The sequence below is a fragment of the Pseudomonas sp. NY15181 genome (genome assembly GCF_048068055.1).
Taxonomy (GTDB): domain Bacteria; phylum Pseudomonadota; class Gammaproteobacteria; order Pseudomonadales; family Pseudomonadaceae; genus Pseudomonas.
Genome location: NZ_JBLUPT010000005.1, coordinates 272482 through 287553, shown reverse-complemented (window position 1 = coordinate 287553; position 15072 = coordinate 272482). Strand labels below are relative to the sequence as shown.

The window sequence follows — 15072 nt, the reverse complement described above, 5'->3', positions numbered from 1 at the left end:
TGAAAAACGGGCCCATCGGGCCCGTTTTTCATGCTGCCGGGATGATCAGACCACGCCCTGCGCCAGCATGGCGTCGGCGACCTTGACGAAGCCGGCGATGTTGGCGCCCTTCACGTAGTTGATCCGGCCATTCTCCTCGCCGTAGTGCACACAGGCGTGGTGGATGTTCTGCATGATGCCGTGCAGCCGCTGGTCCACCTCACCGGCGGTCCACAGCAGGCGCATGGCGTTCTGGCTCATCTCCAGGCCGCTGGTGGCGACGCCGCCGGCGTTGGACGCCTTGCCCGGCGCGTAGAGGATGCCGGCTTCGAGGAAGATATCCACAGCTTCCAGGGTCGACGGCATGTTGGCGCCTTCGGCCACGCAGATGCAGCCGTTGGCCAGCAGGGTGCGCGCGTCGTTGGCATCCAGCTCGTTCTGGGTCGCGCAGGGCAGCGCGATGTCGCAGGCAAGCGCCCACGGACGCTGGCCGGCGAGGAAGCGCAGGCCGGGGCCGGACATTTCGCTGAGACGGCCGCGACGGACGTTCTTCAGCTCCATCACTTCTTCCCACTGCTCCAGGGTCAGGCCGGCCTCGGCGAACAGGGTGCCTTCGGAGTCGGACAGCGAGATCACCTTGCCGCCCAGTTCCATCACCTTCTGCGCCGCGTACTGGGCGACGTTGCCGGAACCGGAGATCGCCACGCGCTGGCCGTCGAAACCGCTGTTGCGGGCCTTGAGCATTTCCTGGGCGAAGTACACGCAGCCGTAGCCGGTGGCTTCCGGGCGGATCAGGCTGCCGCCGTAGGCCAGGCCCTTGCCGGTCAGCACCGAGGTGAACTCGTTGGACAGGCGCTTGTACTGGCCGAACAGGTAGCCGATCTCGCGGGCGCCAACGCCGATGTCACCGGCCGGCACGTCGAGGTCCGCGCCGACGTGGCGGAACAGCTCGCTCATGAACGACTGGCAGAAGCGCATGACTTCGGCATCGCTCTTGCCCTTGGGGTCGAAGTCCGAGCCGCCCTTGCCGCCACCCATGGGCAGCGAGGTCAGTGAGTTCTTGAACACCTGCTCGAAGGCCAGGAACTTGAGCACGCCCAGGTTCACCGAGGGGTGGAAGCGCAGGCCGCCCTTGTAGGGGCCGATGGCGCTGCTCATCTGCACGCGGAAGCCACGGTTGACTCGTACACGCCCGGCGTCATCCACCCACGGCACGCGGAACAGGATCGCGCGTTCGGGTTCGACGATGCGCTCGACGATGCCGGCCTGCAGGTAATGCGGATTGGCTTCGAGGAACGGCCAGAGGGAGCGCAGCACCTCTTCCACCGCCTGGTGGAACTCGGGCTGATCGGGGTCGCGCCGCTTGAGGCGCTCGAGGAACGAGTCAACGGATTGCGTCATGTCTACACCGGTACTTTTCTGGTTATGTGATGCTTTTTTGCCGGCCGACTCTAACAAGCTGAAACGCACACAGATAGTGCAAAGTGACGCTTTTATGAATCTTTTTGGTGCAAATATATAAACCAAGATTCTCCGGCCACTGCAGAAAACCAGATTCTTGTATACAAAATCAATAGAGATCGCACTCAAACCAGCAATCCAACGAGGAGCGCCATGACCGTCCGACTCACCATTCTCCTGCTCACCGCAGCGCTCGCCAGCACCAGCCTTCCCACCCAGGCGGCCATGAAGCTGGGCAACTTCACCCAATCCGGGCCGCTGCTGGTGGCGGACACCTTCGACAATGAGACCCTTCACAAGTCGGATTTCAGCACCGACGACCTCAAGCGGATGGCCCAACAGCTCGAGGCGCAGCAGCGCGCCCTGGATGACCAGGCGCGGCTGATCGACAAGCTTGAGCGCCGGCTGGACGAGCAGCAACGCGCGATGGACGACCTCAAGCGCAGCCGCTGACGCACCGGCAGCTGACCTGCCGAAGCAAGCGCAGAAACGAAAACGGGGCCCGAAGGCCCCGTTTTCATGCAGAAGCGGCTTACGCCAGCTTCTTGTAACGCACGCGGTGCGGCTGCGAGGCCGCGTCGCCCAGGCGCTTCTTGCGATCGGCTTCGAACTCGGTGTAGTTGCCTTCGAAGAAGGTCACCTTGCCGTCGTCCTCGTAGGAGAGGATGTGGGTGGCAATACGGTCCAGGAACCAGCGATCGTGGGAAATCACGATGGCGGCGCCGGGGAAGTCCAGCAGCGCTTCTTCCAGCGCACGCAGGGTCTCCACGTCGAGGTCGTTGGACGGTTCGTCGAGCAGCAGCACGTTGCCGCCCTGCTTCAGGGTCAGGGCCAGGTGCAGACGGCCACGCTCACCACCGGAGAGGTCCTTGACGAACTTCTGCTGGTCGGCGCCCTTGAAGTTGAAGCGGCCGACATAGCTGCGCGACGGAACTTCGTAGTTGCCGATCTTGATCTGCTCGAAACCGTCGGAGACCTGCTCCCATACGGTCTTGGTGCCTTCCAGGCTGTCACGGCTCTGGTCGACGCTGGCGATCTGTACGGTCTCGCCGATCACGATGGAGCCCGAGTCCGGTTGCTCCTTGCCGGTCAGCATACGGAACAGGGTGGATTTACCCGCGCCGTTACCGCCGATCACGCCGACGATGGCGCCCTTGGGAATGCTCAGGGACAGGTCGTCGATCAGTACGCGATCGCCGTAACCCTTGCTGACGTTGTGCAGCTCGATGACCTTGTCGCCCAGGCGCGGACCGGCCGGGATGTAGATCTCGTTGGTCTCGCTGCGCTTCTGGAATTCCTGCGACTGCATTTCCTCGAAGCGTTGCAGGCGGGCCTTGGACTTGGACTGACGGGCCTTGGCGCCCTGGCGCACCCATTCCAGTTCGGCCTTCATGGCCTTGGCGTGGGAGGCTTCCTGCTTGGCTTCCTGGGCCAGGCGGTTGGCCTTGGATTCCAGCCAGCCGGAGTAGTTGCCTTCGAACGGGATGCCGTGGCCACGGTCCAGTTCGAGGATCCAGCCGGCGACGTTGTCGAGGAAGTAACGGTCGTGGGTGATCGCCACCACGGTGCCCGGGAAGTCGTGGAGGAAGTGTTCCAGCCAGGCGACGGAGTCGGCGTCCAGGTGGTTGGTCGGTTCGTCCAGCAGCAGCATGTCCGGGGCGGACAGCAGCAGGCGGCAGAGCGCCACGCGGCGCTTCTCGCCACCGGAGAGGTGTTCGATCCTGGCATCCCACGGCGGCAGGCGCAGGGCGTCGGCGGCGACTTCCAGCTGACGCTCGAGGTTGTGGCCGTCGGAGGCATGGATGATGGCTTCCAGCTTGGCCTGCTCGGCTGCCAGGGCGTCGAAGTCGGCATCCGGATCGGCGTAGGCGGCATAGACTTCGTCCAGACGGGCCTGGGCGGCCTTGATCTGGCCTACGGCCTCTTCGACGATCTCACGCACGGTGGCCTGCGGGTCAAGCTTGGGCTCCTGCGGCAGGTAGCCTACGTTGATGCCCGGCATCGGGCGGGCTTCGCCTTCGATCTCGGTGTCGACGCCAGCCATGATGCGCAGCAGGGTGGATTTACCCGCGCCGTTCAGGCCGAGCACGCCGATCTTGGCGCCGGGGAAGAACGACAGGGAGATGTCCTTGAGGATTTCACGCTTGGGCGGCACGACTTTGCCGACCCGATGCATGGTGTAGACGTATTGAGCCATGGATACCTGACTTCTGGGATGAATAGTGATCGGAATGGGCCGGAACGGACTGCGGCAGGTTCCGGATCGCCGGCGCTGCTGGCCGGATACGGTGGAGCGCCCCACCGGTGGGCGCGAACGGCCGGTTCAGGGCCTTCGCGCGAGTCGTGGCGCGGACATTTCACCCGCGCGCGTGCGGCAAAGCTACCGGAATGGGCCAGGAAGGGCAAACGACGCTCGTCGGCCGTGCTGGCACATCGCCGTACTTCCGGGCATCCTAACCCTGCCGAATTCCGCCGTATCGCCCCCAGGTAACAGGTCCTTGTCTACAACACCCCGCTCATCCACGGACACCCTGACCAGACCTGGCCGCGTGGCGAGCCGTACCGCCCTGTTGCTGCTGGTGCTGCTGATGCTCGGCCTGCTGGCCTGGCAACTGCACCAGGAGTTCCGCAACCAGGAGCGCTTCGAGCGCGAGCGGGTGGTGCTGCACAGCGAGCAGCTGGCCCAGCGCATCTCGCTGACCCTGGAGCTCAAGGCAATGGCCGCCCAGGCCCTGCTCCGGCAGCGCGACGACCGCGGCGACGTCGACGGCGAACCCGCCCTGCTCAACGGGCTGCGCCGCATCTATCCCTCCTTCCACAGCCTGGTGCGCCTGGATGGCAACGGCGTGCCACTGCGCGACTCCGCCATCGGCTTCAAGGACGCGGCCTTCATCGTCGCCCTGCGCGAGCGCGGCGGCCGCCAGGACTATCACTACGCCTTCAGCGAAGAGAACGGCGGCGTGTTCTACGTCTGGCTGCGGGCCACCGCGGCCGGCGAAGGGGACAGCATCATCCGCCTCGACGAGCGACTCGCCCGTCGTGGCTGGGTCGCACAGATCCGGCCGGAAGCGCCGCCGTGGATTCTCGAAGACCAGGTGCGGCACAAGGTTCTCGGCCGCTCCAGCGGTTCCCGGCCCGGCCCGCTCACCGCCGCCTCGCCACTGGAACAGGCGCAGAGCCTCCCAGGACTGCCGATCCAGAACACCGACTGGCAACTGCGCCCGCTGTTCGACGTCCAGCACGTGCGCGCCGCGCTGCTGCCACGACTGGTCGGGGAGCTGGCATTGCTGCTGTTGCTCGCCGGCGTCACCGGCGGCGCCCTGCTGCGCCTGCAGCGCGAACAGCAGAACCTGCGCGCGCTCACCGCCGACTCCCAGCAACGCCTGCGCCAGGCCGCGCAGGCGCTGGGTGCCATCGACGAGCGGGTGCTGGTGACCCGCGCCGACGGCCGCCTGGCCTACCTCAACCCGCAGGCGGAGCAACTGTTCGGCATCCAGGCCGAGCAAGCCGCCAATCATCACCTGCTGGAACTCCTGCCGGGGCTGGGCGCACAGCTCAACGGTGACATCGCCCTGCCGGACAGCGGCAGCACCGAACTGGTCCGCGTCAACCACACCGGGCAGGCGCGCCTGTTCGCGGTCAGCCGCCGCCCGCTGGACGACAATCCCCTCGCCCCGGAGCTGCCGTGGCTGCTGCGCGGCAACCTGCCTCATGGCGGCCAGGTCTGGGTGCTGCGCGACGTCACCGAGGAGCAGCAGGCGCTGCACATCCTCGAAGAGACGCGGCGGCGCTACCAGGACATCTTCGACGGCGTCGGCGTTGCCCTCTGCGTGCTCGACCTGTCGGCGCTGCGGCAGAACCTGGTGGACCTCAACCTGCGTCGGCAGAACGACCTGCAGGAATGGATCGCCTCGCAACCCGAGCGCCTGCCGGGGCTGTTGCGCCAGGTGCGCATCACCGAGATCAACAACGTCGCCAAGCGCCTGATGGGCGTCAGCACCACCGAGCAGGCCTGGCAGATTCTGATCGGCAGTGCCGGCATGCGACCGGACGGCGTGCGCAGCAAGGTGCTCGAGGCGGTGCTGGCCGGCCACGGCATGGTCGAGCTGGAAGCCTGCATCCAGACGCGCCAGGGCGAACAGCGCCACCTCTGGCTGCAACTGCGGGTGCCGGAAATGATTCAGGACTTCCACGCGGTCACCCTCAGCCTCTCCGACATCACCTCGCGCAAGCAGGTCGAGTTGTCGCTGGTCGAGCGCGAGAAGTTCTGGTCCGATGCGGTACGCGCTGTACCCGACACCCTCTATATCCACGACATCGCCGCGCGCCGGGTGATCTTCAGCAACCACAACCTCGGCTACCAGCTCGGCTACAGCGCCGACGAACTGCGCGCCATGGGCGAGCGCTTCTGGGAAAAGGTCCTGCACCCGGACGACGTCGAATACTACTGGCGCGTGCGCAACCTGCAGCAGGTGGTGGGCGATGGCCTGCTGCTCGACAGCCAGTTGCGCTGGCGTCACCGCGACGGCAGCTGGCACTGGTTCGACATCCGCGAACAGGCCTTCACCCGTGACGCCGCCGGCCGCGTGGCCCGGCTGATCGGCGTGGCCAAGGACATCACCGCCACGGTCGAGGCGCACAACTCCCTGCGCGAGAGCGGCCGCCGCTACCGCATGCTGGCCGAGAGCATCAGCGACGTAATCGTTTCCACCGACGCCCAGGTCAAGCTCAACTACGTCAGCCCGTCGATCCAGCAGGTGTTCGGCTACAGCGCCGACTGGATGCTGCAGAACGGATTCCAGCAGGTGGCCGCCAACCCGGCGCAGCTGGAACGCCTCACCGCGCTGCTGGACCGGCTGCACGATGCCATCGGCGAGCCCACGCGCCTCGCCGAGCTGCGCGAAAGCACCGCACCGCAACTGTTCACCCTCGACTGCATACACGCCGACGGCCACAAGATCCCGGTGGAACTGCGCATCGCCCTGATGTGGGACGACCACGGCGGCTTCGAGGGCCTGCTCGGCGTCGCCCGCGACATCAGCCAGCAACGCCGCGCCGAGCGCGAAATGCGCATGGCCGCCACGGTATTCGAGCACTCCACGGCGGCGATCATGGTCACCGACCCGGTCGGCTACATCGTGCAGATCAACGACTCCTTCTCCCGCCTCACCGGCTACCGGGCCGAGGAAGTGCTGGACCAGTTGCCGCGGATGCTCACCGCCGACCGCCAGGAAGCCAACCAGCTCAAGCACGTGCTGGACAGCCTGCTGCGCAGCGGCAGCTGGGAAGGCGAGATCCTGCAGAAGCGCAAGAACGGCGAGCTGTATCCGTCCTGGGTCGGCATCACCGCCGTGCACGACGAGGAAGGCGACCTGGTCAGCTTCGTCTGCTTCTTCAGCGACATCAGCGAACGCAAGGCCAGCGAGCGACGCATCCACCGCCTGGCCTACTACGACGCCCTGACCCACCTGCCCAACCGCACGCTGTTCCAGGACCGCCTGCACACCGCGTTGCTGCAGGCCGAGCGGCACCAGCAATGGGTGGTGCTGATGTTCCTCGACCTCGACCGCTTCAAGCCGATCAACGACTCCCTGGGCCACGCCGCGGGCGACCGCATGCTCAAGGAAGTGGCCGAACGCCTGAGCCACTGCGTCAGCGACGACGACACCGTGGCGCGCATGGGCGGCGACGAGTTCACCCTGCTGCTGCCCGGACAGGGCGACCGGGAACGGGCGCTGCGGCAGGCGATCCAGGTGGCCGAGCAGATCCTCGCCAGCCTCGCCCGCCCCTTCACCCTTGAAGGCCGCGAATTCTTCGTCACCGCCAGCATCGGCGTGGCGCTCTCGCCGCAGGACGGAGCCGAGCTCAGCCAACTGATGAAGAACGCCGACACGGCGATGTACCACGCCAAGGAAATGGGCAAGAACAACTTCCAGTTCTACCAGGCCGAGATGAACGCCCGCGCCCTGGAGCGCCTGGAACTGGAAAGCGACCTGCGCCGCGCCATCGAGCAGGAAGAGTTCATCCTTCATTACCAGCCGCAGTTCACCGGCGACGGCCGCCGACTGACCGGCGCCGAGGCGCTGCTGCGCTGGCAGCATCCCAAGCGTGGGCTGATCCCGCCGACGGAGTTCGTCCCGGTGCTGGAAGAACTGGGTCTGGTGGCCCAGGTCGGCGACTGGCTGCTGGAGCAGGCCTGCCTGCAACTCAAGTCCTGGCACCGCGACAAGGTGCGGGTACCGAAGATCTCGGTGAACCTCTCCGCCCGGCAATTCGCCGATGGCCAGCTGGGCGAGCGCATCGCCGGCATCCTCCGGGACACCGGCATTCCGCCGGCGTGCCTTGAGCTGGAGCTGACCGAGAGCATCCTGATGAGCGACGTGTCCCAGGCCATGCAGATTCTCCGCGGCCTGAAACGCCTGGGCCTGGCCATCGCGGTGGACGACTTCGGCACCGGCTACTCCTCGCTCAACTACCTGAAGCAGTTCCCCATCGACGTGCTGAAGATCGACCGCAGCTTCGTCGACGGCCTGCCCCACGGCGAGCAGGATGCGCAGATCGCCCGCGCCATCATCGCCATGGCCCACAGCCTGAACCTGATGGTGATCGCCGAGGGCGTGGAGAGCCACGAGCAGCTGGACTTCCTGCGCGAACACGGCTGCGACGAGGTACAGGGCTTCCTCTTCGGCCGCCCGGTGCCGGCGGCCCAGTTCGCGGCGCTGTTCGCCAGCAATGCGTTGTTCCTGTTGGGCTGAGGCAACCTGCCCCTACTTTCGTGCGCCCGACCGGCGCCTTCGCGGACAAGGTCCGCTCCTACGGGCAGAGTCCGGTGCGTAGACCGCCCTCACCCCAGCCCTCTCCCGGAGGGAGAGGGGGCAGATTGTGCCGGCTGAAGCCATGGCATCTCTCCTTCCCCGAACGGTCCCCTCGCCCTCTGGGAGAGGTTAGGGTGATTGGCCTGCGCAGGGGACTCCTGTAGGAGCGGACCTTGTCCGCGAAATTCCTCCGCCAACCCGGTCTCGCAATGAGCGCCAAATCGCGCCCAATTCCGCCGGCATCCACGCCTTGAAGCCCGCTTGTCCGCCACATGACCGCCTTTCATGTGCCAGCACAGCCGCCTTGGGTTAGAATGCGCGCCTTTCCCCCAGCACCCGATCCTTAAGAGGACCGCCATGTTCAGCCGTGATTTGACCCTCGCCCGCTACGATGCCGAACTCTTCGCCGCGATGGAGCAGGAAGCCCAGCGCCAGGAAGAGCACATCGAGCTCATCGCCTCCGAGAACTACACCAGCCCGGCGGTGATGGAAGCCCAGGGTTCGGTGCTGACCAACAAGTACGCCGAAGGCTACCCGGGCAAGCGCTACTACGGTGGCTGCGAGTACGTCGACGTCGTCGAGCAGCTGGCCATCGACCGCGCCAAGCAACTGTTCGGCGCCGACTACGCCAACGTCCAGCCGCACGCCGGCTCCCAGGCCAACTCCGCCGTCTATCTGGCCCTGCTCAATGCCGGTGACACCATCCTGGGCATGAGCCTGGCCCACGGCGGTCACCTGACCCACGGCGCCAGCGTTTCCTCCTCCGGCAAGCTGTACAACGCCGTGCAGTACGGCATCACCGATGCCGGCCTGATCGACTACGACGAAGTCGAGCGTCTGGCCGTCGAGCACAAGCCGAAGATGATCGTCGCCGGCTTCTCCGCCTACTCCCAGGTGCTGGACTTCGCCCGCTTCCGCGCCATCGCCGACAAGGTCGGTGCCTACCTGTTCGTCGACATGGCCCACGTGGCCGGTCTGGTCGCCGCTGGCGTCTACCCGAACCCGGTACCGTTCGCCGACGTGGTCACCACCACCACCCACAAGACCCTGCGCGGCCCGCGCGGCGGCCTGATCCTCGCTCGCAAGAACGAAGAGATCGAGAAGAAGCTGAACTCCGCCGTCTTCCCGGGCGCCCAGGGTGGCCCGCTGGAGCATGTGATCGCCGCCAAGGCCGTGTGCTTCAAGGAAGCCCTGCAGCCCGAGTTCAAGGCCTACCAGCAGCAGGTCCTGAAGAACGCCCAGACCATGGCCAGCGTGTTCATCGAGCGCGGCTTCGACGTGGTTTCCGGCGGCACCCAGAACCACCTGTTCCTGCTGTCCCTGATCAAGCAGGACATCACCGGTAAGGATGCCGACGCCGCCCTGGGCCGCGCCTTCATCACCGTGAACAAGAACAGCGTGCCGAACGACCCGCGTTCCCCGTTCGTTACTTCCGGCTTGCGCATCGGCACCCCCGCCGTTACCACCCGCGGCTTCAAGGAAGCCGAGTGCCGCGAGCTGGCCGGCTGGATCTGCGACATCCTGACCAACATGGGCGACGAGTCCGTGGTGGACGGCGTGCGCGAGAAGGTCAAGGCCATCTGCGCCAAGTTCCCGGTATACGGCGCCTAAGCCCAAACCGCGAACCGAGATACGAAAAAGCCCGGCATCTGCCGGGCTTTTTCATTTGTAGCGGTAGTCAGCCTCATAGGGCGCATAACGCGCCAGCGTTATCCGCCACCGGGCCATCGGCGGACAACCTGTTCCAGGTTATTCGCGCTACGAAAAGCCACTTCTCGTAGGCCTTTCTATAAAGAAGCTACGGCTGCCCACCCACGCCCTGCTCCGGCTGAACCGGAACATGCCGTAGCGCATTGAGCCGCCGCACCAGGGTCTCCGCCTCGGCCCGACTGGCGAACCCCTGGAGCAGCACACGGCCGTCAGTCACCGGGCGGTCCACCTTCGGCAGCAGGCGCAATTGCCCATCGATCACCACCGCCAGGGTCTTGCTCTGCTCCTCGCGGGTCAGGCGTGCCAGGCGTTGGCTGGCGTCCGGGGTGAACTGCACCTGCACGGCCGGCTTGCCGTCGGCGACGCTGGCCAGTTGCGCCTGCTGTACATCGCGCTGGGTCAGGGCCGGCTGGGTCACCACCAGTACCGCCTTGCCCTGCGGGTCGGCCAGGGTGCGGGTACTGGCCGAGGGGTGCTCGGCCAGGGCGTGGACGTCGAAGCTGTGCTGCGGGGCGGTCGGTGGAGCACCGGCGCAGGCGGCCAGCAGCGCGGCGAAAAGGAGCGGTATCGAGCGTTTCATCGAATGCGGATCAGGCAGAGCGGCCGGTCGGCCGCGGTCATAGAGAGTCAGACCACCTTTGTGGCACAAGTTGCACGCCCTTGGTCGGCGCCCGCGACTATGCTGGATGACGAACGGATGCTGGCGGTCCGGTCAGAAATTCTCCGGCGCAGGACGAGCTGGTATCATGCGCGCCTTTTTGCCGGCCACAAGAATCGCACGCGCGCCCTTCGCGCCTGTGCTTTGCTTTTCCCGGCCAGAACGACAACGGCGCGAGCAGCGCCACGGGGAGCCAAACATGCTGGAAAAGCTGTTCCAACTCAAGGCGCACAACACCAATGTGCGTACCGAGATCCTGGCGGGTATCACCACCTTCCTGACCATGGCCTACATCCTCTTCGTCAACCCGAGCATCCTCGGCGAGACGGGCATGGACAAGGGCGCGATCTTCGTCGCTACCTGCCTGGCGGCGGCCATTGGCTCGGCCATCATGGGCCTGATCGCCAACTACCCGATCGCCCTGGCACCCGGCATGGGGCTGAACGCCTTCTTCACCTACACCGTGGTCCTGCACATGGGCCACACCTGGCAGGTGGCGCTCGGTGCGGTGTTCCTCTCCGCGTGCATGTTCTTCATCATTTCGATCTTCCGCATCCGCGAATGGATCATCAACAGCATCCCGCTGGCACTGCGCTCGGCGATCGCCGCGGGCATCGGCCTGTTCCTCGCGCTGATCGCGCTGAAGGAGTCGGGCATCGTCGTCGCCAACGCCGCCACCCTGGTGGGCATGGGTGACCTGGCCAAGCCCGAGCCACTGCTGGCGATCCTCGGCTTCATCCTGATCGTCGCCCTGGAAGCCCGCCGCGTGACCGGCGCGGTGATGATCGGCATCCTGGTGGTGACCTTCATCGCCATCGCCCTGGGTGTGTCCAAGTTCGGCGGCGTGGTGTCGATGCCGCCGTCGCTGGCGCCGACCTTCCTGCAACTGGACATCAAGGGCGCCCTGGACATCGGCCTGACCAGCGTGATCTTCGCCTTCCTCTTCGTCGACCTGTTCGACAACTCCGGCACCCTGATCGGCGTGGCCAAGCGCGCCGGCCTGATGGGCAAGGACGGGCACATGCCGAAGATGGGCCGCGCGCTGATCGCCGACAGTACCGCCGCCATGTTCGGTTCGCTGTTGGGTACTTCCACCACTACCAGCTACATCGAGTCGGCGGCGGGCGTTTCCGCCGGCGGCCGCACCGGCCTGACCGCCATCGTGGTGGCCGCGCTGTTCCTGCTGGCGCTGTTCTTCGCCCCGCTTGCGGGCAACGTCCCGGCCTTCGCCACCGCGCCGGCACTGTTCTTCGTCGCCGTGCTGATGGCTTCGGGCCTGGCCGAGATCGACTGGGACGACCTGACCGTCTCCGCGCCGGTGGTGGTCACCGCGCTGGCCATGCCGCTGACCTTCTCCATCGCCAACGGCATCGCGTTCGGCTTCATCACCTGGACTGCCTGCAAGCTCCTGTCCGGCCGCTTCCGCGAGCTGAACCCGGCGCTGGTGATCCTGTCCGTGCTCTTCGTGATCAAGCTGGGCTGGTTCAACGCTTGAGTGAAGGGGGCTGCTGCGCGTCGGCCATACTGCGTTGCCAAATCGATTCGGAATGCTCATTTACAGACGTAAACTCCGCTTCCGAATCGATCTGGCGCCTTGTCTGACCTAGCTCGCGAGCCCCAATAGTTGCGAGTTATCCCTAAAAAAGAAAGCGGCCTGGGTAAGCCCGGCCCCTTTGAAGAGTTTCCCCATGAGCAGTCCGCGTTTCGATCCCTCCCAATACGACAGCCAACTGGCCGACAAGGCCGCGCGCCTGCGCGAGCTGCTGGCGCCCTTCGCCGCGTCGGAGCCGGAGGTGTTCGACTCGCCGCGCGAACACTACCGCCTGCGTGCCGAGTTCCGCCTGTGGCGTGAAGGCGAGGCGCGCCATTACGCAATGTTCGAGCAGGGCGACAAGCACACCCCGATCCTGATTGAGCAGTTCCCCATCGCCAGCCTGCGCATCAACGAGCTGATGCCGCGCCTGAAGGCCGCCTGGGCCGAGCCGACACTGGGCCACAAGCTGTTCCAGGTGGAGTTCCTCACCACCCTGGCGGGCGATGCGCTGATCACCCTCTGCTACCACCGCCCGGTGGACGCCGCCTGGCAGGCCGCCGCCGAGAAACTGGCCGCCGAGCTGGGCGTGAGCATCGTCGGCCGCTCCCGCGGCAAGCGCCTGGTCGTGGGTCGTGATTACGTGAACGAAGAACTGACCGTCGCCGGCCGCACCTTCCGCTACCGCCAGCCGGAAGGCGCCTTCACCCAGCCCAACGGCGAGGTCTGCCAGAAGATGCTCAACTGGGCCTTTGAAGCGCTCGGCCAGCGCGACGACGACCTGCTGGAGCTGTACTGCGGCAACGGCAACTTCACCCTGCCGCTGGCGACCCGCGTGCGCAAGGTGCTGGCCACCGAGATCAGCAAGACCTCGGTGAACGCCGCCCTGGCAAACCTGGCCGACAACGCCGTCGACAATGTCACCCTGGTGCGCCTCTCCGCCGAGGAGCTGACCCAGGCGCTCAACGACGTGCGCCCGTTCCGCCGCCTGGCCGACGTGGACCTGAAGTCCTATGACTTCGGCAGCGTGTTCGTCGACCCGCCACGCGCCGGCATGGACCCGGACACCTGCGAGCTGACCCGCCGCTTCGACAACATCCTGTACATCTCCTGCAACCCGGAGACCCTGGCGCAGAACATCGCCCAGCTGCACGACACCCACCAGGTCAGCCGCTGTGCCCTGTTCGACCAGTTCCCCTACACCCACCACATGGAAGCCGGCGTGCTGCTGACCCGCCGCTGAGCACTCTTCGCCCAACAGCGGGCCGCCCAACCAAGGGTTGGGCGGCGCCCTCCACGCCAGGGGCTAGGCTAGGGGGACAATGACCAGAGTACCGCCCATGCCCCGCCTGATCCTGCCCCTGCTGCTCCTCCTGCTGGCCGGCTGCGCCAGCGCCCCCGCCACCGTCAGCGTCTCGCCGAGCGCCGATGGCCACCAGAGCACCTTCTTCATCCAGGCCGTGCGCGCGCAGGGCCATCGCGAAGACCTCGAAGACCGCTTCGACCTCGGCGTACGCCGGGCCCTGGAAGCCAAGGGTTATCGCTATCGGGAGAGTGCGGGGGACATGCGGGTGATCTACGCGCTCGGGCTGGATAACCAGACCGGGGTGATCCAGCGGCCGGTATCGACCCAGGCGGGCGTGATCACCCAGACGCAGATCGCCGACTCCGAACAGGCCCGGCTGGCCCTGCGGATTCTCGACGAAGCGTCAGGTGAAGTGCTGTTCCAGGCCCAGGTGGCGCGCCAGCTGCACGATCCGTCCCTGACCCAGCAGGCGTTCGACGACACCATCGCCCGGCTGCTTCAGGGCTTCCCCGCGCACGCCGGACACTGAGAGTCAGCTGTAGTTGGACGGCGACTTGCGGACGAACTTGATGCTGTACTTGAAGTCGGCCTTGCGCGTGACGCTGATGGCGCGGCGGGTCACGGTATCGATGGTGACGTTCCAGTAACCGGTGCTGGGCACCTTGATCTTCGCGGGGAAACGGTCGAAAGCGCCGCCGTGGTAAGCGTGACGGCCGCCGTTCTTGAAGCTGCGGAAGTTGGCATCGGTCATCAGGCGGATGTTGCAGGTCATGGAGCACTCGATGACCACCAGATCGCCTTCGTTCAGGTGTTCACGTTGATGTACGAACTTCATCTTTGGCCCCGCACCGGTTCTTCCGCAAAATCAATACGATAGCACGACACGCGGAGTAACCCGGCATTCCGGGGGCGTCGAGCCGTCCCGTTCATCCGGAGACGGTCACGGGCTCCCCTCCGCTCACAGGCCCTCGAAGTCCGCGCGATGCTCCTCCGGCTCGTCAGGCCCCTTGCTCGAGGGTGGAGTGGTCCGGTTGCGTGACTGCCGCTCCAGCCAATAGAGAGCGAGGATCGCCAGCGCGGAAATCACACCGCGATAGACGACCCCGGCCAACTGCGCATCCACCTCCATCCCGCCTTCGGTCCAGGCGATCAGCAAGCGCGACAGGGTCAGGGTCAGCTGCACCAGGATCACCAGGATCAGCGCAGGGCGCACCAGCAGGCGGCGGCGCAGGGCGAACACCAGGAACAGCGCGAGGGCGAACTGGTGCCCGCCGTAGAACACCCGGGCATCGCTCACGGAGGAAGGCTCCATCAGCAGCATGCCGCTGAGATTGGCCATTTCGTAGGGACGAATCCAGTACAGCAGCCCCAGGCCACCCCACACCAGGGCCTGGACCAGCAGGACGAGACGGGCGAAGAGCATGCGCTTTCTCCTTGGCCGAACAGCCATTTCCAACGCGTCCACAGCTGCGACGCAGTGCCGCGGATGCATTACCGATCAGCTAGAGACCCCGGAAGACACGGCGAGTTCGGGATGTCCGTCATATATAGATACAGCTGGCCGATGGGGCGGTCCAGTCACCGGGAGTATCCTCGGGCGCTTCTGGTCCTT

11 protein-coding genes are annotated in these 15072 nt (G+C 65.9%); 6 read left to right on the top strand and 5 right to left on the bottom strand.

The genetic code is table 11. From position 1 onward, the window contains the following. Positions 1-45: 45 nt before the first annotated feature. A complete protein-coding gene (gdhA, locus tag ACNFBT_RS15020; RefSeq protein ID WP_416750552.1) occupies positions 46-1380 on the bottom strand; it encodes an NADP-specific glutamate dehydrogenase in 1335 nt (444 codons plus the stop codon). A 213-nt stretch (positions 1381-1593) separates the two neighbouring features. Between gdhA and ACNFBT_RS15015 the strand changes: the two genes are divergently transcribed. Then, the gene (locus tag ACNFBT_RS15015; protein WP_416750550.1) at positions 1594-1893 is read left to right on the top strand and encodes a hypothetical protein; all 300 of its coding nucleotides are present in this window, start codon (positions 1594-1596) and stop codon (positions 1891-1893) included. A gap of 79 nt (positions 1894-1972) precedes the next feature. Here the strand turns inward: ACNFBT_RS15015 and ettA are convergent, their stop codons facing one another. Continuing rightward, the gene (ettA, locus tag ACNFBT_RS15010; RefSeq protein WP_416750548.1) at positions 1973-3637 is read right to left on the bottom strand and encodes an energy-dependent translational throttle protein EttA; all 1665 of its coding nucleotides are present in this window, start codon (positions 3635-3637) and stop codon (positions 1973-1975) included. 391 nt (positions 3638-4028) lie between these two features. Between ettA and ACNFBT_RS15005 the strand changes: the two genes are divergently transcribed. Both ACNFBT_RS15005 and glyA read left to right on the top strand, forming a co-directional pair. Continuing rightward, positions 4029-8195, top strand: coding sequence for an EAL domain-containing protein (locus ACNFBT_RS15005; RefSeq protein ID WP_416750678.1), 4167 nt, complete (start codon positions 4029-4031; stop codon positions 8193-8195). Between the two features lie 417 nt (positions 8196-8612). After that, the gene (gene glyA / locus ACNFBT_RS15000; RefSeq protein ID WP_416750547.1) at positions 8613-9866 is read left to right on the top strand and encodes a serine hydroxymethyltransferase; all 1254 of its coding nucleotides are present in this window, start codon (positions 8613-8615) and stop codon (positions 9864-9866) included. A 187-nt stretch (positions 9867-10053) separates the two neighbouring features. Here glyA and ACNFBT_RS14995 read toward each other — a convergent pair whose 3' ends face one another. Next, positions 10054-10545, bottom strand: a complete 492-nt coding sequence (locus ACNFBT_RS14995; protein WP_416750545.1) for a SecDF P1 head subdomain-containing protein — start codon at positions 10543-10545, stop codon at positions 10054-10056. A 277-nt stretch (positions 10546-10822) separates the two neighbouring features. Here ACNFBT_RS14995 and ACNFBT_RS14990 point away from each other — a divergent pair, with 277 nt between their 5' ends. The 3 genes from ACNFBT_RS14990 (at position 10823) to ACNFBT_RS14980 (ending at position 13989) form a co-directional block, all read left to right on the top strand. Next, positions 10823-12118 carry an NCS2 family permease gene (locus tag ACNFBT_RS14990; protein ID WP_416750543.1) on the top strand — a complete coding sequence of 432 codons (1296 nt, stop codon included), beginning with the start codon at positions 10823-10825 and terminating at the stop codon, positions 12116-12118. Between the two features lie 193 nt (positions 12119-12311). Further along, entirely contained in the window at positions 12312-13397 is a 1086-nt protein-coding gene (trmA, locus tag ACNFBT_RS14985) for a tRNA (uridine(54)-C5)-methyltransferase TrmA (RefSeq protein WP_416750541.1), read from the top strand. Between the two features lie 97 nt (positions 13398-13494). Further along, positions 13495-13989, top strand: coding sequence for a DUF4136 domain-containing protein (locus ACNFBT_RS14980; protein ID WP_416750539.1), 495 nt, complete (start codon positions 13495-13497; stop codon positions 13987-13989). A 3-nt stretch (positions 13990-13992) separates the two neighbouring features. Here ACNFBT_RS14980 and ACNFBT_RS14975 read toward each other — a convergent pair whose 3' ends face one another. Then, the gene (locus ACNFBT_RS14975; RefSeq protein ID WP_152220377.1) at positions 13993-14295 is read right to left on the bottom strand and encodes a DUF1883 domain-containing protein; all 303 of its coding nucleotides are present in this window, start codon (positions 14293-14295) and stop codon (positions 13993-13995) included. 123 nt (positions 14296-14418) lie between these two features. Beyond that, complete coding sequence (locus ACNFBT_RS14970) at positions 14419-14883, bottom strand: DUF4345 family protein (RefSeq protein WP_416750537.1); 465 nt, start codon at positions 14881-14883, stop codon at positions 14419-14421. Positions 14884-15072 lie beyond the last annotated feature (189 nt).

What these genes read in the sequence shown, in the direction of transcription:
- ACNFBT_RS14975 (WP_152220377.1), bottom strand. Translation starts at nt 14,295, where the DNA reads ATGAAGTTCGTACATCAACGTGAACACCTGAACGAAGGCGATCTGGTG.
- gdhA (WP_416750552.1), bottom strand. Translation starts at nt 1,380, where the DNA reads ATGACGCAATCCGTTGACTCGTTCCTCGAGCGCCTCAAGCGGCGCGAC.
- ACNFBT_RS14970 (WP_416750537.1), bottom strand. Translation starts at nt 14,883, where the DNA reads ATGCTCTTCGCCCGTCTCGTCCTGCTGGTCCAGGCCCTGGTGTGGGGT.
- ACNFBT_RS15015 (WP_416750550.1), top strand. Translation starts at nt 1,594, where the DNA reads ATGACCGTCCGACTCACCATTCTCCTGCTCACCGCAGCGCTCGCCAGC.
- ACNFBT_RS14990 (WP_416750543.1), top strand. Translation starts at nt 10,823, where the DNA reads ATGCTGGAAAAGCTGTTCCAACTCAAGGCGCACAACACCAATGTGCGT.
- ettA (WP_416750548.1), bottom strand. Translation starts at nt 3,637, where the DNA reads ATGGCTCAATACGTCTACACCATGCATCGGGTCGGCAAAGTCGTGCCG.
- ACNFBT_RS15005 (WP_416750678.1), top strand. Translation starts at nt 4,029, where the DNA reads ATGCTCGGCCTGCTGGCCTGGCAACTGCACCAGGAGTTCCGCAACCAG.
- ACNFBT_RS14980 (WP_416750539.1), top strand. Translation starts at nt 13,495, where the DNA reads ATGCCCCGCCTGATCCTGCCCCTGCTGCTCCTCCTGCTGGCCGGCTGC.
- ACNFBT_RS14995 (WP_416750545.1), bottom strand. Translation starts at nt 10,545, where the DNA reads ATGAAACGCTCGATACCGCTCCTTTTCGCCGCGCTGCTGGCCGCCTGC.
- trmA (WP_416750541.1), top strand. Translation starts at nt 12,312, where the DNA reads ATGAGCAGTCCGCGTTTCGATCCCTCCCAATACGACAGCCAACTGGCC.
- glyA (WP_416750547.1), top strand. Translation starts at nt 8,613, where the DNA reads ATGTTCAGCCGTGATTTGACCCTCGCCCGCTACGATGCCGAACTCTTC.